Origin of the sequence: Mesorhizobium sp. M0139, assembly GCF_040322455.1 — a bacterium.
Taxonomy (GTDB): Bacteria; Pseudomonadota; Alphaproteobacteria; order Rhizobiales; family Rhizobiaceae; genus Mesorhizobium.
Window position 1 is genome coordinate 79,111 of sequence record NZ_JAMYTN010000002.1, and the last position, 20,093, is coordinate 99,203.

Genomic DNA, 20,093 nt, shown 5'->3' on the forward strand with positions numbered 1-20,093 from the left:
CGTACGCCAAGATTACTTCTGCCAGCTCTTCACCAGTTCGTCGTAGTTGATGGTGATCGGCTTTTCCTTCTCGTTCTCGATCTTCAGCTGAGGCGCGAGATTGCCGTTCTTGACCGCGTCGGCGTTCCAGTAGGCGAGGTCATGCTCTTCGGCCATCTTCGGGCCGATATCGCCCTGGACGCCCGACTTCTCGATGCGGGTCATGACTTTTTCCTGCTCGGCGCAGAGCGAGTCCATGGCTTCCTGCGCCGTCTTGGCGCCGGACGAGGCATCGCCGATCGCCTGCCACCAGAGCTGTGCCAGCTTCGGATAATCGGGCACGTTGGTGCCGGTCGGCGACCACTGAACGCGGGCCGGCGAGCGGTAGAACTCGATCAGACCACCGAGCTTCGGCGCACGTTCGGTGAAGCTCTTGTCGTGGATCGTGCTTTCGCGGATGAAGGTCAAGCCGACATGGCTCTTCTTCACGTCGACCGTCTTCGAGGTCACGAACTGCGCGTAGAGCCAGGCGGCCTTGGCGCGGTCGGTCGGCGTCGACTTCATCAGCGTCCAGGAACCCACGTCCTGATAGCCGAGCTTCATGCCGTCCTTCCAGTAGACGCCATGCGGCGACGGGGCCATGCGCCACTTCGGCGTTCCGTCGTCGTTCAGCACCGCCTTGGCGCCGGCGTCGACCATCGAAGCGGTGAAGGCGGTGTACCAGAATATCTGCTGCGCGACCGCACCCTGTGCCGGCACCGGGCCGGATTCGGAGAAGGTCATGCCCTGGGCTTCGGCCGGAGCGTAGGCCTTCAGCCAGTCGAGGTATTTCTGGATCGAGTAGACGGCAGCCGGGCCGTTGGTGTCGCCGCCGCGCGCCGTGCAGGAGCCGACCGGCTGTGATTTCTCGTTGACCTTGATGCCCCATTCGTCGACCGGCAGGCCGTTCGGCAGGCCCTTGTCGCCGTTGCCGGCCATCGACAGCCAGGCATCAGTGAACCGCCAGCCGAGCGACGGGTCCTTCTTGCCGTAGTCCATGTGGCCATAGACCTTCTTGCCGTCGATCTCGCGGCCGGTGAAGAACTCCGCGATGTCCTCATAGGCCGACCAGTTGACGGGAACGCCGAGGTCGTAGCCGTATTTCGCCTTGAAGTCGGCCTTGTTCTTCTCGTCGTTGAACCAGTCGTAACGGAACCAGTAGAGGTTGGCGAACTGCTGGTCGGGCAGCTGATAGAGCTTCTTGTCCGGCGCGGTGGTGAAGGAGGTGCCGATAAAATCCTTCAGGTCGAGGTTCGGATTGGTAACGTCCTTGCCCTCGCCCGCCATCCAGTCGGTCAGGTTGCGGACCTGCTGGTAGCGCCAGTGGGTGCCGATCAGGTCGGAATCGTTGACCCAGCCGTCATAAAGGTTCTGGCCGGTCTGCATCTGGGTCTGGATCTTCTCGACGACGTCGCCTTCCTGGATGACGTCATGCGTGATCTTGATGCCAGTGATGGCGGTAAAGGCCGGCGCCAGCACCTGCGATTCATACTGGTGGGTGGCGATGGTTTCGGACACGACCTTGATGTCCATGCCGGCGAAAGGCTTCGCGGCATCGATGAACCACTGCATTTCTGCTTCCTGGCCGGCCCGGTCGAGCGTCGACAGCGGGCCGATTTCCTTGTCCAGAAACGCCTTGGCCTCATCCATTCCGGCGTAGGCGTTGCCTACCCCGAGCAACAGGACAAGGGCAGTTGTTGATGTTAAAAATTGCCGTCGCATAGGTTTCCTCCACATTTAGGTTTCAAGTGCGATCTGGAACGGCCACCGGCACGCGGTCGATCCAACAGTTTCCCCCTCTATACGTAGCGGAACACGCCGACGGCGTAGACCACGGAGAGAGCGAGAGCCCACCACAGGTTGGATCCGACAAGACCCAGCCAAGCGAGATGGATAAAGGCGCTGCCAAGCAGCGACAGAAAAAGACGGTCGCCGCGCGTCGTCTCGAAGCGCAGGATGCCGACGCGCGGATTGCCGCCCGGCGAGGCAAATTCCCAAAACGCCATGCCGCACAGCAGCAGAAGAATGGTGCCGAAGAACGCCGCCGTCGGCCACGTCCACGCCATCCAGGTGAGGTCGAGATTCATGGTGACACCCTCCCCAGGGCAAAGCCCTTGGCGGTGGTGGTGAGGATGAACCCGTGCTTTTGTTTCATCACACCCTCCCCAGGGCGAAGCCCTTGGCGATGTAGTTGCGGACAAACCAGATGACGAGCGCGCCGGGGATCAGCGTCAGCACGCCGGCGGCAGCGAGCAGGCCCCAATCCATGCCGGCGGCCGAAACGGTGCGGGTCATGGTGGCGGCGATGGGCTTGGCATCGGTGGTCGTCAGCGTGCGAGCGATCAAAAGCTCGACCCATGAGAACATGAAGCAGAAGAAGCAGGCGACACCGATGCCACTGGCGATCAGCGGCATGAATATCCTGACGAAGAAGCGCGGGAAGGAGTAGCCGTCAATATAGGCTGTTTCGTCGATCTCTTTGGGCACGCCCGACATGAAGCCTTCGAGGATCCACACCGCCAGCGGCACGTTGAACAGGCAGTGCGCCAGCGCCACCGCGATGTGGGTGTCGATCAGGCCGAAGGCCGAATAGAGCTGGAAGAACGGCAGCGCGAACACCGCCGGCGGCGCCATGCGGTTGGTCAGCAGCCAGAAGAACAGATGCTTGTCGCCGAGGAAGCGGTAGCGCGAAAAGGCGTAGGCCGCCGGCAGCGCCGCAGCCACGGAAATCACCATGTTCATGACAACATAGGTGATCGAGTTGATGTAGCCCGAATACCAGGACGCATCGGTGAAGATAGTGACGTAGTTGGCGATCGTAGGCTGATGCGGATAGAGCGTCAGCGAGGAGACGATCTCGGCATTGGTCTTGAAGCTCATGTTGATGAGCCAGTAGATCGGCAGCAGAAGCACGATGATGTAGATCGTCGGCACGATCCACCACCAGCGCGATTCCTCGCCGCGCTTGCGCATCAGCCGGGCGACCTGATCCTGCGAAAGCGTGCTCGCCAATTTTCCCGAAGCGGTGGTTTCGCTCACTCTGTCGGCTCTTTCGTTGGCGCCGCTCATCTCATCGCTCCGCGTCGTAGTTGGTCATCACGGTGTAGAACACCCACGACAACAACAGGATGATCAGGAAGTAGACCAGCGACATGGCGGCCGCCGGACCGAGGTCGAACTGGCCGAGCGCGGTCTTGACGAGGTCGATCGACAGGAACGTGGTCGAGTTGCCGGGGCCGCCGCCGGTGACGACGAAGGGCTCGGTGTAGATCATGAAGCTATCCATGAAGCGCAACAGCACGGCGATCAAAAGCACACGCTGCATCTTCGGCAGCTGGATATAACGGAACACCGCCCAGCGCGAGGCGCCGTCGATCTTGGCCGCCTGGTAGAAGGCATCCGGGATCGAAACCAGGCCGGCATAGCAGAGCAGCACGACAAGGCTGGTCCAGTGCCAGACGTCCATGATGATGATGGTGACCCAAGCGTCGAACGAATCCTGCACGTAATTGTAGTCGATGCCGAGCGCGTTGACGTAGTAGCCGAGCAGGCCGATGTCGTTGCGGCCGAAGACCTGCCAGATGGTGCCGACGACGTTCCACGGAATGAGCAGCGGCAACGACATAAGCACTAGGCAGACCGGCACGCCCCAGCCCTTCTTCGGCATGTTGAGCGCGATGAAGATGCCGAGCGGCACTTCGATGGCCAGGATGATGAAGGAGAAGATCAGGTTGCGCACCATCGCTTCCCAGAAGCGGCTGGACGACAGCAGTTCCTCGAACCACTGGGTGCCTGCCCAGAAGAAGACGTTGTTGCCGAAGGTGTCCTGCACCGAATAGTTGACGACCGTCATCAGCGGAATGACGGCCGAGAACGCCACCAGCACCAGCACCGGAAGCACCAGGAACCAGGCCTTGTTGTTCCAGGTCTTTTCCATCTATGCCCCCATCTCGACACGCCCCATCTCAACCAGCCAGGAATCGGCATAGATGTTGATGCCGGCCGGATCGAAACGAACCTTTGGGTCGGCCGGCACGCTCTCGTCCTCGCCGATGACGGCAGCGATCTCGCGGCCTTCGAGGCTGGCGCGCACCACCTTGTGGCGGCCGAGATCCTCGACCTTGCTGATTTTAACCGCCATGCCGTCACGGCCGAGCCTGACATATTCGGGGCGGATGCCGAGTTCGATGGCGCCGGAGCTCCCAGCGGCGGTCTTTGGCGCGCCGGGCAGCTCGATCCGCTGGCTGCCAATGGTCGCGGTCTTGCCGTCGATCGCCACCGGCATGACGTTCATGCCGGGCGAGCCGATGAAGTAACCGACGAATGTGTGGCGCGGGCGCTCGAACAATTCGGCCGGCGTGCCGATCTGGACGATGCCGCCATCATACATGACGACGACCTGGTCGGCGAAGGTCAGCGCCTCGGTCTGGTCATGGGTGACATAGACCATGGTGTAGCCGAAGCGGCGGTGCAGTTGCTTCAACTGCGAGCGCAGCACCCACTTCATGTGCGGATCGATAACCGTCAGCGGTTCGTCGAACAGGATGGCATTGACATCCGAGCGCACCAGGCCGCGGCCGAGCGAGATCTTCTGCTTCTGGTCGGCGGTCAGGCCCCTCGCCTTCTTCTTCGCCCACGACTCCAGGTCGATCATCTCCAGCGTCTCCCGCACCTTGCGGTCGACATCGGCCTCCGGCACGCCGCGGTTGCGCAGCGGGAAGGCCAGATTGTCGTAGACGGTCATGGTGTCGTAGATGACCGGGAACTGGAACACCTGCGCGATGTTGCGCTCCTGCGTCGACAGATTGGTGACGTCCTTGCCGTTGAACAGCAACTCACCGTGCGAGGGGTGCAGAAGTCCCGAAATGATGTTGAGCAGCGTGGTCTTGCCGCAACCCGAAGGCCCAAGCAGCGCATAGGCGCCGCCATCCTCGAATGTGTGGTGCACTTCCCGCAGCGCAAAATCGGCATCCTTCTGCGGATTGGGCAGGTAGGAGTGCCTGACATGGTTGACGTCGATGCGCGCCATCTCTTCCCCCTCAGGCCGCAAGCTTCGGCGCGGCGACGGCGCTGCCGTTGCTGTCGAAGACCATGATGTGGCGCGGATCGATAAACACCTCGATCTCGGCGTCGGGCTCGAAATCGCGGATGCCGTGGGTCAGCATGACCCAGCGCGCATCGGCAAAATCGAGATGGATGAAGCTTTCCGAGCCGGTGATCTCGGTGATCGTCACCTTGGCGCGCACAGGCACCGCGGCAGCGTTGGGCCGCTCGAGCGACAGATGATGCGGCTGGAAGCCGATCGTGTAGTTGGCGTCGGAAATGCCGGCGAGTTCGGCCGGTACCGGCAGCTTGACGCCGCCCTCGAGAAGGAAATCGGGACCTTTCTTGGCCAGCACGATGGTGTTGAGCGGCGGATCGGCAAAGGTTTTCGCCGTCACCAGGTCGATCGGCTTGCGGAAGACGTCGATGGTCGGCCCGAATTGGGTGATCCGCCCCTCGGACAGCGTCGCCGTATTGCCGCCGAGCAGCAAGGCTTCATGCGGCTCGGTCGTGGCGTAGACGAAAATAGTGCCGGCGGCGGCAAATATCTTGGGCAGTTCGGCGCGCAGCTCCTCGCGCAATTTGTAGTCGAGGTTGGCGAGCGGCTCGTCGAGCAGCACCAGGCTGGCATTCTTGACGATGGCGCGGGCCAGCGCCGTACGCTGCTGCTGGCCGCCGGACAGGCTGAGCGGCGTGCGGTCGAGATAGGGTGTGAGCTTCAAAAGCCCTGCCGCGTTGCGGACTTCCTTGTCGATCTTGGCCTGGTCGTTGCCGGCGACGCGCAACGGCGAGGCGATGTTCTCGTAGACGGTCATCGCGGGGTAGTTGATGAACTGCTGATAGACCATGGCGATCTTGCGCTGCTGCACCGGCATGCCGGTGACATTCTGGCCGTCGAACCAGACTGAACCGGTGGTCGGCACGTCGAGTCCGGCCATCAGCCGCATCAGACTGGTCTTGCCCGACAGTGTCGGCCCGAGCAAAACGTTGAGCGAGCCGTGCTGAAGCGTCAGCGACACGTCGCGGATATGCTCCACCGCGCCGACCATCTTCGTCACGTTTCTCAGTTCCAGCATGATGCCTCCTCCCAGGCTTTGTGCATCAATCGCCTTCCCTATTCCGCTGCCGCGACATGGCGCCGGCTGATGCCGCGCATGAATTCGTCAAGCGCCGAGGCCTGTTCGCGGCTGAGATGCAGACCCCGCTTGGTGCGACGCCACAATACATCTTCGGCGGTCAGCGCCCATTCGTTTTCGCTGAGGTAGCGTACCTCGGCCTCATAGAGATCGGCGCCGAAATTGCGGCCGAGATCGGCGTTCGACTTGGCAAGGCCGAGCAGCACTTGCGCGCGCGTGCCGTAAAGCCTGGTCAACCGACGCGCCAGGCGCTGGTCGAGGAAAGGATAGGCGCTCTTCAGCTTCGCCACCTGGACGTCGAAACCGGTGGCCGGGAAATCGCCGCCCGGCAAGGGCGCGTTCGCCGTCCACGGCTTGCCGCGCTTGCCGAGAAAACCTTCGACCTTTTCCAGCATCGATTCCGACAACCGGCGGTAGGTGGTGATCTTGCCGCCGAAAGCGTTGACGATCGGCGCCTTGCCCCCGCCGCCATCGGCTTTCAGCACATAGTCGCGGGTCGCTTCCTGCGCCTTCGAAGCGCCGTCGTCATAGAGCGGGCGCACGGCAGAATAGGTCCAGACGATATCGGGACGCGTCACGGCTTCAGCAAAATATTCGCTCGCCGCCGCGCAGAGATAGTCGATCTCGGTGTCGCTGATCTTCACGTCATGCGGATCGCCGGGATAGTCGCGATCGGTGGTGCCGATCAGCGTAAATTCTTCCTCGTAAGGGATGGCGAAGATGATGCGCCCGTCCTTGTTCTGGAAGAAGTAGGCGCGCGGATCATCGAACTTCTTTTTGATGACGATATGACTGCCCTGCACCAGGCGCACATTGTGCACGTCGTTCTGGCCCACGGTGGTCGACAGGACGTGGTCGACCCACGGACCGGCGGCATTGACCAGCAGCCGGGCCTTGACCTCCTCTGCCTCTCCCGTCTGCACGTCTTCCACGCGGATCGCCCACAGATCGCCTTCGCGCCGCGCCCCGACGACTTTCGTGCGGGTGCGGATGGTGGCGCCGCGGTCGGCGGCGTCACGCGCGTTCAATGCCACCAGCCGGGCATCGTTGACCCAGCCGTCCGAGTACTCGAAAGCCTTGTGAAACAGCGGCTTCAGCGGCTTGCCCGCCGGATCCTTGGACATGTCCAGTGTCCGGGTCGCCGGCAGCAATTTGCGGCCACCAATATGATCGTAGAGGAACAGGCCGAGCCGGATCAGCCAGGCCGGGCGCAGGCCCTTGGCGTAGGGCAGCACGAAGCGCATCGGCCAGATGATGTGCGGCGCGTTCTTCCACAGAACCTCGCGCTCCATCAGCGCCTCGCGCACCAGCCGGAACTCGTAGAATTCGAGGTAGCGCAGACCGCCGTGGATCAGCTTGGTCGAGCCGGAGGAGGTTCCGCTGGCAAGATCGTTCATCTCGGCCAGAAATACCGAAAAGCCCCGCCCAACGGCGTCGCGGGCGATGCCGCAGCCATTGATGCCGCCACCGATGACGAAGATGTCACGGACTGCGTCCACAAAGCCCTCCCGCGATTTCGCATTGCAGCATTTTTAGGTTTTTACGAAACCGTAGCGGGATTATTTCGAAATAAGAACGAATGTCAAACGAAATGTAACGGGACCGTGATCGATAGCTTAGCCGAGCGACGTTTCGATCAATTGAACCTCCGCTTCCTCGCAGATCTTGCGCACCGACGGGATGTCGCAACGGTCGGTGATGAAGGTGTTGACTTGCGAGAGATGGCCGATGCGAACCGGCGCGGTGCGTTCGAACTTGGTCTGGTCGGAGACCAGGATGACATGCCTGGCATTGGCGATAATGGCTTGCGCCACTTTCACTTCGCGAAAGTCGAAATCGAGCAACGCGCCGTCATGGTCGATGGCCGAGGCGCCGATCACCGCATAGTCGACCTTGAACTGCCTGATGAAATCGACCGCGGCCTCGCCGACAACGCCGCCGTCGGAGCCACGCACGACGCCGCCGGCGATTACCACCTCGATCGAAGGATAGATGCGCATCCTGTTGGCAACATTGATATTATTGGTGATGACCATCAGCCCGGTATGGTCGAGCAGCGCCTTGCTGACCGACTCGGTCGTGGTGCCGATGTTGATGAACAGGGAGGCGTTGTCGGGTATCAGCCTGGCCGCCGCGCGGCCGATGGCCTCCTTCTCGTCGGCGGCAATCTTGCGGCGCGCCTCATACTCCATGTTCTCGATGCCGGACGGGAACAGGGCCCCGCCATGGATGCGCGTCAGCAGCCGCTGGTCGCAGAGATCGTTGAGGTCCTTGCGGATGGTCTGTGGCGTCACGTTGAAATGCGTGGCGAGGTCATCGACCAGCACACGGCCATGGTCCTTCGCCATCTGGATGATCTCGGCATGGCGCGGCGACAAATACACTGAGAACCTCCCGTTTTCGTTTTTCTTGTTTGTAGCTGAAAACGAAAGCAATGAAAAGGGAGACGCCGGCTAATGAAATATCGATGATTGCAAAGGCGAACCGGGCAGATACGGCTCAGACCCGCTCCGCCACCTTGCGGGTGACAGCCGCGACTTTACCTGGCGAGCGGATCATCAGGAAATTGCCGGACCAGTATCCCGGGATTCGCCAAGTGCCTTTGATCTCGGTTGCATCACCGTTGATGATGCCGCTGTAGTGAATCGGGTGCGCCTTCAATTGGGCCTTGTCGTATGTCTTGGTAAAGGAGACGGCGTTGCCCTCTCGCTGCCCCTGCAGGCTTGCGTATCTTGCCGTGCTGGTCGCCGCCGGTTCGTGGGTCATGCCCGTCAAGCTGGTTGCCGTTTCGATCAGCGTTGCAACGAAGGAAACCGGCGGCAGTTCGCGCGGATAGAAATAGCGCCCGCTCCAGACGCCCGTCAGATTCTGGCTAACCCCTTCAGCCCTTCCGGCCATATGCTTGCTCGCAGGTCCTTGCTGGCTTGCCCCGGCGGCGGCAACCACCCGGGCAATCCCTGTCAGTCCTTCGGGGATCTTGCACACTCGCAGATGACAGTGAAGGCGGTATCGACATCGGCCGCGGTTGTCTCGAACTGGCCTGCCTGGAAGCGGATGGCGACCCGCCCATCGACACGCGTCTGCGTCAGGTAGATACGGCCGTCATTGTTGATGGCGTCGACCAGACGCAGATTGTGCTCGTCGCAGTCAGCGCCGGATGCGGCGCGATGCCGGAACGAGAACAGCGACAGCATCGGCTGGCTGGCGAGCTCGAAATCCTCCTCCTCGGCCAGGCGCGCTGCTATGCCTTCGCTCCAGGCGACGTGATTGCGGATCATGGTGCGCAGCGCCTCGAGGCCATGGGCGCGCAGCAGGAACCACAGCTTCAGCGCCCGGAAGCGACGGCCGAGAGGCACCGACCATTCGGAGTAGTTGATGATGCCGTCATGGCCGCGAGTTTTCAGATAGTCCGGCTTGATCGCCAGCGTGCGCACGAGATCCTCCGGCTGGCGGACGAACTGGATCGAGCAGTCGAATTGCGCGCCCAGCCATTTGTGCGGGTTGAAGACGATCGAGTCCGCGCCCTCGACACCGGTCCAGAAATGCCGGTATTCCGGACAGATCATCGCCGATCCGGCCCAGGCGGCGTCGATATGCAGATAGAGCCCCTGGCGTTTGGCCACCGCGGCCACTTCAGCGATGTCGTCGGTGCCGCCGGTGCTGGTGCCGCCGACGCACGCGATGATGCCGGCCGGCAATAGGCCGGCCGCGCGGTCGGCAACAATCGCCGCTTCCAAAGCCGCGGTATCCATGGCGCGGTAGGTGCCGGCGACGGGAATGCGGACGAGGTTGTCCTCGCCAATGCCGGCGACCCAGATGGCGCGGTCGATCGAGGTGTGCACCTGGTCGGAGGAATAGACGCGCAGCCTGCCCTGCCCGGAAAGGCCCTTCTTGTTGCCCTGCCAGTCGAGCGTGCGCTCGCGCATGGTCAGCACGGCGGCCAGCGTCGCCGACGACGCCGAATCCTGGATGACGCCGGAAAAGCCCTCGGGCAGGCCGAGCGCCTGGCGCATCCAGTCGACGATGCGTGTCTCAAGCTCTGTCGCCGCCGGCGAGGTCTGCCACAGCATGCACTGCGCGGCCATCGCAGAGACCAGATATTCGGCCACCACCGAGACGGGTGCTGCATTGGCCGGGAAATAAGCAAAGAAACGCGGATGCTGCCAATGCGTCATGCCGGGCACGATCTTGGCTTCGAAATCGGCGAAGATCGTCTCCATCGATTCCGCGGCCTCCGGCGGAGAAGCTTCGATGCTCCTGAAGATCTCGCCCGGCGCTATGGCAGGTCGTACGGGCCGATCGCGAAGGCCGGCGCGGTAATCAGCGCCCCAGTCGGCGGCGCGCGTCGACCAGTCGCGGAATTGCTCGTTGTCCATGGATCCTCCCGACGCGCCGATCAGCCAGCCGTTTGAATTTTTATTAACATGTTAAATAGAGACAGGCAACCGCGACGAAGGTTCCCGCGCTACCCCGGAAAATCCGGCAGGCTGGCAAAGGCCGTCTTCAACGCGTTCGACCAGCCTTCGGAAATAGCACGATAATATCGATCGTCCTGGCCGATGCGCTTTTTCAAACCCACCGTGAACGTGTCCTCCTCCAGGAACAGCAGGTCGAGAGGCAGGCCGACGGACAGGTTCGATTTCAGCGTCGAATCGAACGATACCAGCAAGAGCTTGACCGTTTCAGCCAGGCTCATCGTCCTTTCATAGGCACGGATGATGATCGGCTTGCCGTATTTGGTCTCGCCGATCTGGAAGAACGGCGTGTCGTCGGTCGATTCGATGAAATTGCCCTCGGGATAGATCATGAACAGCCGTGGTGGGCTGCCCTTGATCTGGCCGCCGAGGATGAAGGAGGCGTTGAAATAGGAATCCGCCTTTTCGCCGGCAGGCGACGAGCTGGCGATGACTTCCTTGACGGTGTCGCCGACCAGCCGCACCGTCTGGTACATGGATGGGGTCTCGAGCAGCGTCGCGTGGCGTTCCGCCACCGCCTTGGTGCGCTCGTCGAGCAGGCTGACCACGGCCTGCGTCGTGGCCAGATTGCCGGCCGACATCAGTACGATGACGCGCTCGCCTGGCTCTTCCCAGACATGCATCTTCTTGAAAGTAGAGATCGAATCCATCCCGGCATTGGTGCGCGTGTCCGACATGAACACGAGCCCACGATCGATCTTGAGGCCGACGCAATAAGTCATGGAATCTCTTCAGGCAGCAATCTTGCCGGAGACTACTGCTCTACCGTGACGGTGACTGCAAGCTGTTCCTCCGCCTGTCCCAGTCGAATTCCCGACACCGGCGAGGCGTCGCGATAATCACGGCCGGTGGCTACCCTGACATAGCGTTCATCGGGGGAAATGCCGTTGGCGGCGTCGAAGGCGACCCAGCCGAGACCCTGAACATGGGCTTCGGCCCAGGCATGGCTTGCCGCCTGCTCGATCGCCGCATCCACCATCAGATAGCCACTGACATAGCGGGCCGGAAAACCCATGACGCGGGCTGCGGTGACAAAGATGTGGCTGTGATCCTGGCAAACGCCGGTCTTCAGCGCCAATGCCTCTTCCGCCGGGGTCGTCACGCTGGTGGTGCCCGGCGTGTAGGCGACGCGCTCGACGATCAGCGCCATCAGCCGATGCAGCCTTTCGATGTCGGTACCTTTGCCGACCGCCGCGGCAAGCTCGCTTATGCCCTCGCCCGGGATGGTCAAAGCTGTCTCCTGGCTGAACAGCCACAGCGGCGCAAAGCCTTGATGCGGACCCGAGACGCCCGCTGTGTCGCGCGTGACAACCTCGCCGGAGGCCTCGACGGTGATGAAGTCGCGCTCGCCCTCGACGCTCAACAGCCTGTTATCGTTGCCGAAATGGTCGTTGAAGCGGACTTCCTCGCGCGCGCCCTCGATCTTCAGCGCCCAGGACAAGACGGTCTGCGTCGGTCCGCTGACCGGTAACAGGCGTAGCCGCTGCAACAGATAGTGCACCGGCGCGTCGTAGCGGTATTCGGTACGGTGGGTGATCTTGAGCCGCATGCCTATTTTCCGTTTGTAAGCATGATCTTATCCGAAAACCGGGTCTCACTTGTCGCTAGCGCGGTCCTCCGGTTCGCGATCATGCTCAATTGAACCGGTAATCTTGTGCGATCTCTTCGCCAAGCTTGGTGTTGTCTTGAATGAACCTGGCCAGGAATTCGTGCAGGCCGGTGTCGAATATGTCCTTGATCGACCCTGCCTGCAGCATCGCCTGTGTCCTGTCGACGGTGGCGTGGCAGGCATGACGGTCGCCATAATCGTCGCCGAGGAACTTCAGATGCTCGGCGAGAAAACGATAACAGAAGGTCAGCGAGCGCGGCATGCGCACATTGAGGATCAGATAGTCGGCAATGTTGGTCGGTTTGTAGTCGGCCTCATAGACCCAGCGATAGGAACGGTGCGCCGACACCGAGCGCAGGATCGATTCCCACTGGTAGTTGTCTAGGCTCGAGCCGACCCAGGAGATCGACGGCAGCAGCACGTAGTATTTCACGTCGAGGATGCGTGCCGTGTTGTCGGCCCGCTCGACATAGGTGCCGAGCTGCGAGAAGTCGAAGATTTCGTTGCGCAGCATGGTGCCGTAAAACGAGCCCCGGATCAGCGCCGTCTCGCGCTTGATGGCGTCGAGCACACTCGGCAGGTCGCGCTCGTCGATCGGCTTTGCCAGCATGCGCTTCAGGGCCATCCAGGCTTCGTTGATGCTCTCCCAGGTCTCGCGCGTCAGCGCGGTGCGCACCATGCGGGCATTGTTGCGAGCGGTCTCGATCGCCGACATCGTGCTCGACGGGTTCGAGGTGTCGCGCAGCAGGAAGTCGGCGACATTGGCGGCGGTATAGTCCTTGTATTTCTGCGTGAAGGTGACGTCGGAGCCGGCGCTGAGCAGCACCGAATTCCACTCTTCCGACGCGCTCTGGGTGCGGGTCAGCGCCATGCGAAGGCCGGCATCGACCAGACGCGCCATGTTTTCCGCCCGCTCGATATAGCGGTTCATCCAGTAGAGCCCGTTGGCGGTGCGGCCGAGAAGCATGTGAAGTGGCCCTTCGGGCTAGTGAGTAGGGAATAGTGAGTAGGGATTAGTAAGCATTTGAATCTCTGTGGAATATGGCATTTCTTGTCCCTCTACTGCCTACTGCCTACTGCCTACTGCCTACTGCCTACTGCCTACTGCCTACTGTCTACTGCCTACCTAATCGTCCAACACCCACGTATCCTTCGTCCCGCCGCCTTGCGAGGAATTCACGACCAACGACCCCTCCTTCAGCGCCACCCGCGTCAAGCCGCCGGGCACGATCTGAATACGGTCCGACACCAGCACATAGGGTCGCAAGTCGACATGGCGCGGCGACAGGCCTTTTTCTGTCAGGATCGGGCAGGTCGACAGCGCCAGCGTCGGCTGGGCGATGTAGTTGGAGGGCTTCGCCTGCAGCTTCTTGGCGAAATCCTGGCATTCCTTCTTGGTCGCAGCCGGGCCGACCAGCATGCCGTAGCCGCCGGAGCCGTGCACTTCCTTGATGACCAACTCATGGATGTGTTCGAGCACGTATTTCAGGCTGTCGGGCTCCGAGCAGCGCCAGGTCGGGATGTTGCCGAGGATGGCCTTGCGGCCGGTGTAGAACTCGACGATGTCGGGCATGTAGGAATAAATCGCCTTGTCGTCGGCGATGCCGGTTCCCGGCGCGTTGGCGATGGTGATGTTGCCGGCGCGGTAGACGTCCATGATGCCGGGCACGCCAAGGGCCGAGTCCGGCCGGAAGGTCAGCGGATCGAGGAAGGAATCGTCGACGCGCCGGTAAAGCACGTCGATCTGCTTGTAGCCTTCGGTCGTGCGCATGGCGACGTGGCCGTCTACAACGCGCAGATCCTGGCCTTCGACCAGTTGCACGCCCATCTGGTCGGCGAGGAAGGCATGTTCGAAATAGGCGGAGTTGAAGCTGCCCGGCGTCAGCACGGCAATGGTCGGTGCGCCCTTGGTGCTTTGCGGCCGCACTGCCGCCAGCGACTGGCGCAGCAATTGCGGATAATTCTCCACCGGCCGCACCTTGATCTGCTGGAACAGCTCGGGAAAGAGCTGCATCATCGTCTCGCGGTTCTCCAGCATGTAGGAGACCCCCGACGGCGTGCGCGCATTGTCCTCCAGCACGTAGAACTCGTTCTCCGAGATGCGGACGATATCGACGCCGATAATGTGGGTGTAGACGCCGGCCGGTGGCCGCACTCCGATCATTTCCGGCAGGAACGCCTCGTTCCTGGCGATCAGCTCCCTCGGCACGCGGCCGGCGCGCAGGATTTCCTGGCGGTGGTAAATGTCGTCGAGGAAAGCGTTCAGCGCCTGCACGCGCTGCTCGATGCCTTGCGTCAGCCTTCGCCATTCATTGCCGGAGATGATGCGCGGCACGATGTCGAAGGGGATCAGCCGCTCGGAGGCTTCCTGCTCGCCATAGACGGCGAAGGTAATGCCGGTCTTGCGGAAGACGCGCTCGGCGTCCTGCATCTTTTCGGTAAGCCTGGCCGGGTCCTGCTCCTTCAGCCAGCGGTCGTAAGCCGTATACGGTTGTCTAAGCCCGGAAACTTCCGGAAGCATTTCATCGAACGCTGCCAATCGCATACTCCCCTGTGACGCCATTTCACTGGCGTCGCGGGAGAAAATCAAGCGCAATCGGTGATTTGGAGGATATCGGCGATCAGTATGTTCCGACTGCCCAAAATTCGGGCAGTCGGAACAGGACCTTAATCAGGCTCTGCCTTGTCGCCGGGCAAGTGCCTGATGCGCTCTAGCAGTTCACCGTTTCATGGAAACGGCGACCTGCCATGGCTTTTTGCTTTGACGCAATTCCGGACGGAAAACCGCTTCACATTTTTTTCCTGGAATTGCTTTAGAAAGCGCGGAAAGTGACGACCGTGAAGGTGTCCTTGATTCCGGGAATAATCTGCACCTTCTCGTTGACGAAGTGGCCGACATCTTCCTCGTCGTCGACGTAGAATTTGGCAAGCAGGTCGTAATTGCCGGCGGTCGAGTAGATTTCCGAGGCGATTTCGGCATCGGCGAGCGCGCTGGCGACCTCATAGGACTTGCCCAGATCGCACTTTATCTGCATGAAAAACGTCTTCATTGCCGGTCCCGATCAAGCTTCAGCACTCAAGCGGCCCTTGTGGCAGACTGCCGCCCGGCTTTCAAGCATCAGGCCGAGCGCGCCTTGGCGACGGCTTGTCTCAGTTCGGACACCGGCATGCCGCGCCGATACAAGTTGCCGCCGATGACCAGGGCTGGCGTGCCGCGCAGCTTGAACGCTGTCGCCTGGACTTCGGTGCGGACAAGGGCAGCGTCGATGTCGGGTTCACGGATGGCGAGGTCGGCACGCACCATCGCCACATCGACACCGACGGAAGAAAGGATGTCGTTGGTGCGGCGTTCCGAAAGGCCGCGCTGGTTGGTCATCAGCGCATCGACCGCCGCGCCATAGTGTTCGCCGCTCAGCAGCGTCACCCGCGCCGCGTCGCGCGACACGTCGCCGAAGATCGGCCAGTCCTTCATCACAAGCCGAACGCCGCTGTCCTCTTCCATCAACTTCTTCAGTTCGACGAAGACGAGCTTGCAGATCGGGCACTGATAGTCGACGAATTCGGCGATGGTGACGTCGCCATCGGGGTTGCCGAGCGCTGGAATGGCGGGATCGAAGGCGACTTCCGTGACGGTCGGCCCAGTGCTTGCCCAGGCGGGCAAGGGAGCCAAAACTGCGAGGCTTGCCGCGCCCTTCAGCAAAAGGCGCCGGTCGATCGGCTGCTTGAACATGGTTGTCCCCTGGTTGCGCGAACGGGTCCCCACCCGTCCCTACGATGCGCGCCCCGCGTTAAAGGAGGCTTAAGCATGATCATGTGGCACTTGCGTGGCGAATATTGCGGTTGCTGAAACCGTGAGGCTCCGCAAACCGTATGGTATGATGCGTCCCGGGACAGGTTTTGTTGGGGGACAATGGAGACAGGCCATGCGCCGCACCGCATTCGCAGTTGTTTCATTGCTGTTCGCGTTGTTCGTGTCGGCAGCCCTTGCCGGCGACGCCGAAGTCAAGGCCGGCCAGGCCGTCATCGATGGTCAGTTGAAGGCGCTCATCGCCAATGATGGCGCCAAGGCGTACAGTTTCGCCGCTCCAAATGTGAAGCGCATCTTTCCGACCGTCGACACCTTCATGAACATGGTGACCAACGGCTATCCGCCGGTGCGCCAGCCGCAGAGCTATTCCTTCGGCAAGGTCGAGCAGATGGGGCCAACTTCGCTAATCCAGCAAGTGCTGATCGTCGGACCCGACGGCAAGGACTATGAGGCGGTCTACACGCTGGAACAGCAGCCCGACGGCAGCTTTCAAATCACCGGCTGCAGCTTGCGCGCAGCGAATTCGCTCAGCACCTAGATGTGCTTATAGCACCGGAATATCGCCCCTCGCCCATCCCTCTGAAATGTCTGATGTGCGCGCCTCGAAGGCCTTTGCCTCGATCGCGGCGCGAATGTCCTGCATCAGCTTCTGATAGTAGGACAGGTTGTTCCAGGTCAGAAGCATCGCCCCCAGCGCCTCTTGCGAGCGCACGAGATGGTGCAGATAGGCGCGTGAGTAGTCGCGCGCGGCCGGGCAGTCGCTCTCCTCATCCAGCGGCCGCGGATCGTCCGCGTGGCGGGCATTCCTGAGATTGACCTTGCCGCGCCTGGTATAAGCCAGGCCATGGCGGCCGGCGCGGGTCGGCATGACGCAGTCGAACATGTCGATGCCGCGCGCCACCGATTTCACGATGTCGTCCGGCGTGCCGACGCCCATGAGATATCGAGGCTTGTCGTCAGGCAATTCCGGACAGGTGATCTCCAGCATATCCAGCATCACCGCTTGCGGTTCGCCGACGGCCAGGCCGCCGACCGCATAGCCCTTCAGCTCCATCGCGCTCAGCGCCTGCGCCGAACGCACCCTGAGAGCTGCGTTGTCGCCACCCTGGACGATGCCGAACATCGCCTTGCCGGGCTGATCGCCGAACGCTGTCTTGCAGCGCTCGGCCCAGCGCAGCGACAGCTCCATCGCGCGCTCGATCTGCTTGAGGTCGGCCGGCAGCGCTGTGCATTCGTCGAGCTGCATCTGGATGTCGGAATCGAGCAGGCCCTGGATCTCGATCGAGCGCTCCGGCGACATCTCGTAGGCAGCGCCGTCAATGTGCGAGCGAAAGGTGACGCCCTTCTCGGTCAATTTTCTGAGCTTCGACAGCGACATGACCTGAAAACCGCCACTGTCGGTCAGGATCGGCTGCGGCCAGCGGGCGAATTCATGCAACCCACCAAGCCGCGCCACGCGCTCGGCGCCGGGGCGCAGCATCAGATGATAGGTATTGCCCAGGATGATGTCGGCGCCGACGCCGCGCACCTGGTCCATATACATGGCCTTGACCGTGCCGCCGGTGCCGACCGGCATGAAGGCCGGCGTGCGGATTTCGCCGCGCGGCATGGTGATGGAACCGCGCCGCGCCTTGCCGTCGGTGGCGAGGATCTTGAAGGTGAATGTCTCAGCCATTGAATTCCTTGTCATGGACAGGCGCGCCTGGCGCCTGCCTGTCGAGCGACTGGCGGTATTGGATGCAGCCGCGCATGAATTTCGGCCATGGCGGCACGGCAATCGATGGATCGGTCTTTTCCGGCAGCAGGTCCCACAGGTTGGGATGATGCCAGCATAAATCATGGCCGGTAGAATCTCGGTGCTGGCGAATGCCGGCACGCAATTTCTTCACTTCGGCGATCAGGCTTTCGCGATCAAAGGCCTGCAGGTCATCGTCCATCGCTCATCTCCGCTCGATAAAGCAGGCTTGCATCTCCGTAGGAATAGAACCTGTAATCGTTCCCGATGGCATGAGCATAGGCCGCACGCATCGTATCTAGGCCGCTGAAGGCCGAAACCAGCATGAACAGCGTCGAACGCGGCAGATGGAAATTGGTCATCAGCAGGTCGGCGGTCTTGAACCGATAGCCCGGCGTGATGAAGATGTCGGTCGGGCCGGACCAGGCGGTCAGCGAGCCATCAGGCCGTGCCGCGCTCTCCAGCAGGCGCAGCGAGGTCGTGCCGACAGCGATGATGCGCCCGCCCCGCGCCTTGGCGCCATTCAGAGCGTCGGCTGTTGCTTCGCTGACCGAGCCGGTCTCGGCATGCATCTTGTGGTCAGCGGTGTCGTCCGCCTTGACCGGCAGGAAGGTGCCGGCGCCGACATGCAAGGTGACGAAGCGGCGTTCGATGCCTTTTGCATCCAGCGCGGCAAACAGCTCCGGCGTAAAATGCAGGCCTGCGGTGGGGGCAGCGACTGCGCCCTCCTCCTTGGCATAGATTGTCTGGTAATCCGTCAGGTCGCGTGCGTCGTCGTCGCGCTTGGAGGCGATATAGGGGGGCAGCGGGATGTGGCCGACGGCGCGCAGCGCTTCGTCGAGAAATGGGCCGGAGAGGTCGAAGCCGAGCAACGCCTCGCCGGCGTCGCCCTTCTCGATCACCGTGGCGTCGAGTTGGCCGAGAAAACAGGAATTGCCGTCATGGCCGAAATGGATGCGGTCGCCGGCAGCGACGCGCTTGCCCGGCCGCATGAAGGCCAGCCAGCGGTCAGGCGCCATGCGCATATGCAGCGTGGCGTCGACCTGCGCCTGCGCTTCGCCGCGCCGCCTGATGCCTCTTAACTGGGCAGGAATGACCTTGGTGTCGTTGAAGACCAGAACATCGCCAGCCCTGAGCAAGGACGGCAGGTCGCCAACCGTGCGATCCGAAAGACCCTCGCCCGGCCTGACCACCAGCATTCTGGCGCTGTCGCGCGGCTCGGCCGGGCGAAGCGCGATGCGCTCCTCAGGCAGGTCGAAGTCGAAGAGGTCGACGCGCATCAGTAGAGCCGGACGAGCAGCGCTCCGGCCAACAGCAGCACCGCGCCCGCGATGCGGCCGAGCGAAATCTCGCGCACCGCCACGCCGAGGAAGCCGACGCGGTCGATCAGCATGCCGGCGAAGAGCTGGCCGGCAACCAGGAACGCCATCAACGCGGCTGCACCGATGCGCGGCGTAAGAATGGTCGACAGGGTGACATAGAAACCGCCGAGCATGCCGCCGGCGATGAACAGCCAAGGTGCCGGCGCCTTCCAGTCGAGCGAGATGTCCTGCAGCCGCACAACGGCAATGGAGATGATACCAAGCACGATCGCGCCCGACAGGAACGAGAAGGCAGCAGCCGCGACCGGGAGCCCCAGGCCGCGCGCCAGCTGCGAGTTGATCGGTGCCTGAAAGGCGATGAAGGCGCCGGACAGGATGCCGAGCAGCGACCAGACCATGCCCATCATCGTCGTTTGTCCTTACCTGACGTCGGCCGCGACCTTCAGCGACACGATCTTGTCGGGATCGACCACCGGCTCGCCGCGCTTGATCTTGTCGACATTGTCCATGCCTTCGATGACCTGGCCCCAGACCGTGTACTGGCGGTTGAGGAAGGCGGCATCGTCGAAGCAGATGAAGAACTGCGAATTGGCCGAGTTCGGGTTCTGCGAACGTGCCATCGAGCAGGTACCGCGGCCATGGTTGGCGTTGGAGAATTCAGCCTTCAGGTCCGGCTTTTCCGAGCCGCCCATGCCCGCACGCGACGGCGCGAAGGTCGGCTTCGACGAATTGCCGAACTTCACGTCGCCGGTCTGCGCCATGAAGCCTTCGATGACGCGGTGGAAGACCACGCCATCATAGGCGCCTTCACGCGCCAGTTCCTTGATGCGGGCGACGTGGCCGGGAGCCAGGTCGGGAAACAGTTCGATGACGACCTTGCCCTTGGTCGTTTCCAGGATGAGCGCGTTTTCGCGGTCCTTGATCTCAGCCATGTCGGATATCCTTTT

General features: G+C 61.9%; 22 protein-coding genes. 1 reads left to right on the forward strand and 21 read right to left on the reverse strand.

Going from position 1 to position 20,093, the window contains the following annotated elements:
* Window positions 1–12: 12 nt before the first annotated feature.
* The 16 genes from NKJ58_RS02845 to NKJ58_RS02920 all read right to left on the reverse strand — a co-directional run bounded on the left by NKJ58_RS02845 (window position 13) and on the right by NKJ58_RS02920 (window position 16,011).
* A complete protein-coding gene (locus NKJ58_RS02845; protein WP_023670978.1) occupies window positions 13–1,740 on the reverse strand; it encodes an ABC transporter substrate-binding protein in 1,728 nt (575 codons plus the stop codon).
* A 77-nt stretch (window positions 1,741–1,817) separates the two neighbouring features.
* The gene (locus NKJ58_RS02850) at window positions 1,818–2,105 is read right to left on the reverse strand and encodes a DUF2160 domain-containing protein (RefSeq protein WP_023670977.1); all 288 of its coding nucleotides are present in this window, start codon (window positions 2,103–2,105) and stop codon (window positions 1,818–1,820) included.
* A gap of 67 nt (window positions 2,106–2,172) precedes the next feature.
* Window positions 2,173–3,087, reverse strand: a complete 915-nt coding sequence (locus NKJ58_RS02855) for a carbohydrate ABC transporter permease (RefSeq protein WP_023670976.1) — start codon at window positions 3,085–3,087, stop codon at window positions 2,173–2,175.
* Window position 3,088: 1 nt separating this feature from the next.
* On the reverse strand, window positions 3,089–3,955 hold the full coding sequence (locus NKJ58_RS02860) for a carbohydrate ABC transporter permease (RefSeq protein ID WP_023712374.1): 867 nt from the start codon (window positions 3,953–3,955) through the stop codon (window positions 3,089–3,091).
* Window positions 3,956–5,047, reverse strand: coding sequence for an ABC transporter ATP-binding protein (locus NKJ58_RS02865; protein WP_023684651.1), 1,092 nt, complete (start codon window positions 5,045–5,047; stop codon window positions 3,956–3,958).
* Window positions 5,048–5,057: 10 nt separating this feature from the next.
* Window positions 5,058–6,137, reverse strand: a complete 1,080-nt coding sequence (locus tag NKJ58_RS02870; RefSeq protein ID WP_023670973.1) for an ABC transporter ATP-binding protein — start codon at window positions 6,135–6,137, stop codon at window positions 5,058–5,060.
* A gap of 38 nt (window positions 6,138–6,175) precedes the next feature.
* Complete coding sequence (glpD, locus tag NKJ58_RS02875; RefSeq protein WP_023712375.1) at window positions 6,176–7,696, reverse strand: glycerol-3-phosphate dehydrogenase; 1,521 nt, start codon at window positions 7,694–7,696, stop codon at window positions 6,176–6,178.
* A gap of 117 nt (window positions 7,697–7,813) precedes the next feature.
* The gene (locus NKJ58_RS02880; RefSeq protein ID WP_023670971.1) at window positions 7,814–8,581 is read right to left on the reverse strand and encodes a DeoR/GlpR family DNA-binding transcription regulator; all 768 of its coding nucleotides are present in this window, start codon (window positions 8,579–8,581) and stop codon (window positions 7,814–7,816) included.
* A 115-nt stretch (window positions 8,582–8,696) separates the two neighbouring features.
* Window positions 8,697–9,143: a hypothetical protein gene (locus NKJ58_RS02885; protein WP_023684648.1), complete on the reverse strand. Its 447-nt coding sequence runs from the start codon at window positions 9,141–9,143 to the stop codon at window positions 8,697–8,699.
* Between the two features lie 14 nt (window positions 9,144–9,157).
* Window positions 9,158–10,573 carry a pyridoxal phosphate-dependent decarboxylase family protein gene (locus tag NKJ58_RS02890; protein WP_023684647.1) on the reverse strand — a complete coding sequence of 472 codons (1,416 nt, stop codon included), beginning with the start codon at window positions 10,571–10,573 and terminating at the stop codon, window positions 9,158–9,160.
* Between the two features lie 89 nt (window positions 10,574–10,662).
* Entirely contained in the window at window positions 10,663–11,394 is a 732-nt protein-coding gene (locus NKJ58_RS02895; protein ID WP_023684646.1) for a proteasome-type protease, read from the reverse strand.
* Window positions 11,395–11,426: 32 nt separating this feature from the next.
* Entirely contained in the window at window positions 11,427–12,221 is a 795-nt protein-coding gene (locus NKJ58_RS02900; protein WP_023684645.1) for a transglutaminase family protein, read from the reverse strand.
* An 85-nt stretch (window positions 12,222–12,306) separates the two neighbouring features.
* Window positions 12,307–13,248 (reverse strand): alpha-E domain-containing protein, encoded by a 942-nt coding sequence (locus NKJ58_RS02905; protein WP_023670965.1) that lies wholly within the window; start codon window positions 13,246–13,248, stop codon window positions 12,307–12,309.
* Window positions 13,249–13,407: 159 nt separating this feature from the next.
* Complete coding sequence (locus tag NKJ58_RS02910) at window positions 13,408–14,820, reverse strand: circularly permuted type 2 ATP-grasp protein (RefSeq protein WP_023670964.1); 1,413 nt, start codon at window positions 14,818–14,820, stop codon at window positions 13,408–13,410.
* 274 nt (window positions 14,821–15,094) lie between these two features.
* A complete protein-coding gene (locus tag NKJ58_RS02915; RefSeq protein WP_023670963.1) occupies window positions 15,095–15,331 on the reverse strand; it encodes an Lrp/AsnC family transcriptional regulator in 237 nt (78 codons plus the stop codon).
* A gap of 68 nt (window positions 15,332–15,399) precedes the next feature.
* Window positions 15,400–16,011: a DsbA family protein gene (locus NKJ58_RS02920; protein ID WP_023700783.1), complete on the reverse strand. Its 612-nt coding sequence runs from the start codon at window positions 16,009–16,011 to the stop codon at window positions 15,400–15,402.
* A 193-nt stretch (window positions 16,012–16,204) separates the two neighbouring features.
* Here NKJ58_RS02920 and NKJ58_RS02925 point away from each other — a divergent pair, with 193 nt between their 5' ends.
* Window positions 16,205–16,627 carry a DUF4864 domain-containing protein gene (locus NKJ58_RS02925; protein WP_023684643.1) on the forward strand — a complete coding sequence of 141 codons (423 nt, stop codon included), beginning with the start codon at window positions 16,205–16,207 and terminating at the stop codon, window positions 16,625–16,627.
* 6 nt (window positions 16,628–16,633) lie between these two features.
* Here NKJ58_RS02925 and tgt read toward each other — a convergent pair whose 3' ends face one another.
* From tgt to NKJ58_RS02950, 5 genes are read right to left on the reverse strand one after another with little or no spacing between them, the layout of a single operon-like run.
* A complete protein-coding gene (gene tgt, locus NKJ58_RS02930; RefSeq protein WP_352669399.1) occupies window positions 16,634–17,764 on the reverse strand; it encodes a tRNA guanosine(34) transglycosylase Tgt in 1,131 nt (376 codons plus the stop codon).
* Window positions 17,757–18,026, reverse strand: a complete 270-nt coding sequence (locus NKJ58_RS02935) for a hypothetical protein (protein WP_023684641.1) — start codon at window positions 18,024–18,026, stop codon at window positions 17,757–17,759. Before NKJ58_RS02935 ends, tgt begins: the two co-directional genes overlap by 8 nt.
* A complete protein-coding gene (gene queA, locus NKJ58_RS02940; protein ID WP_352768907.1) occupies window positions 18,016–19,104 on the reverse strand; it encodes a tRNA preQ1(34) S-adenosylmethionine ribosyltransferase-isomerase QueA in 1,089 nt (362 codons plus the stop codon). The genes NKJ58_RS02935 and queA overlap by 11 nt, the downstream gene beginning before the upstream one ends.
* The gene (locus tag NKJ58_RS02945) at window positions 19,104–19,553 is read right to left on the reverse strand and encodes a DMT family transporter (protein WP_352811771.1); all 450 of its coding nucleotides are present in this window, start codon (window positions 19,551–19,553) and stop codon (window positions 19,104–19,106) included. The genes queA and NKJ58_RS02945 overlap by 1 nt, the downstream gene beginning before the upstream one ends.
* A 12-nt stretch (window positions 19,554–19,565) precedes the next feature.
* Window positions 19,566–20,078, reverse strand: coding sequence for a peptidylprolyl isomerase (locus NKJ58_RS02950; protein ID WP_023693397.1), 513 nt, complete (start codon window positions 20,076–20,078; stop codon window positions 19,566–19,568).
* Window positions 20,079–20,093: the final 15 nt, after the last annotated feature.

Coding starts and splice junctions, on each gene's coding strand:
- NKJ58_RS02845 (WP_023670978.1), bottom strand. CDS start 1,740: ATGCGACGGCAATTTTTAACATCAACAACTGCCCTTGTCCTGTTGCTC.
- NKJ58_RS02850 (WP_023670977.1), bottom strand. CDS start 2,105: ATGAATCTCGACCTCACCTGGATGGCGTGGACGTGGCCGACGGCGGCG.
- NKJ58_RS02855 (WP_023670976.1), bottom strand. CDS start 3,087: ATGAGCGGCGCCAACGAAAGAGCCGACAGAGTGAGCGAAACCACCGCT.
- NKJ58_RS02860 (WP_023712374.1), bottom strand. CDS start 3,955: ATGGAAAAGACCTGGAACAACAAGGCCTGGTTCCTGGTGCTTCCGGTG.
- NKJ58_RS02865 (WP_023684651.1), bottom strand. CDS start 5,047: ATGGCGCGCATCGACGTCAACCATGTCAGGCACTCCTACCTGCCCAAT.
- NKJ58_RS02870 (WP_023670973.1), bottom strand. CDS start 6,137: ATGCTGGAACTGAGAAACGTGACGAAGATGGTCGGCGCGGTGGAGCAT.
- NKJ58_RS02890 (WP_023684647.1), bottom strand. CDS start 10,573: ATGGACAACGAGCAATTCCGCGACTGGTCGACGCGCGCCGCCGACTGG.
- NKJ58_RS02895 (WP_023684646.1), bottom strand. CDS start 11,394: ATGACTTATTGCGTCGGCCTCAAGATCGATCGTGGGCTCGTGTTCATG.
- NKJ58_RS02900 (WP_023684645.1), bottom strand. CDS start 12,221: ATGCGGCTCAAGATCACCCACCGTACCGAATACCGCTACGACGCGCCG.
- NKJ58_RS02905 (WP_023670965.1), bottom strand. CDS start 13,248: ATGCTTCTCGGCCGCACCGCCAACGGGCTCTACTGGATGAACCGCTAT.
- NKJ58_RS02915 (WP_023670963.1), bottom strand. CDS start 15,331: ATGAAGACGTTTTTCATGCAGATAAAGTGCGATCTGGGCAAGTCCTAT.
- NKJ58_RS02920 (WP_023700783.1), bottom strand. CDS start 16,011: ATGTTCAAGCAGCCGATCGACCGGCGCCTTTTGCTGAAGGGCGCGGCA.
- NKJ58_RS02925 (WP_023684643.1), top strand. CDS start 16,205: ATGCGCCGCACCGCATTCGCAGTTGTTTCATTGCTGTTCGCGTTGTTC.
- tgt (WP_352669399.1), bottom strand. CDS start 17,764: ATGGCTGAGACATTCACCTTCAAGATCCTCGCCACCGACGGCAAGGCG.
- NKJ58_RS02935 (WP_023684641.1), bottom strand. CDS start 18,026: ATGGACGATGACCTGCAGGCCTTTGATCGCGAAAGCCTGATCGCCGAA.
- queA (WP_352768907.1), bottom strand. CDS start 19,104: ATGCGCGTCGACCTCTTCGACTTCGACCTGCCTGAGGAGCGCATCGCG.
- NKJ58_RS02945 (WP_352811771.1), bottom strand. CDS start 19,553: ATGATGGGCATGGTCTGGTCGCTGCTCGGCATCCTGTCCGGCGCCTTC.
- NKJ58_RS02950 (WP_023693397.1), bottom strand. CDS start 20,078: ATGGCTGAGATCAAGGACCGCGAAAACGCGCTCATCCTGGAAACGACC.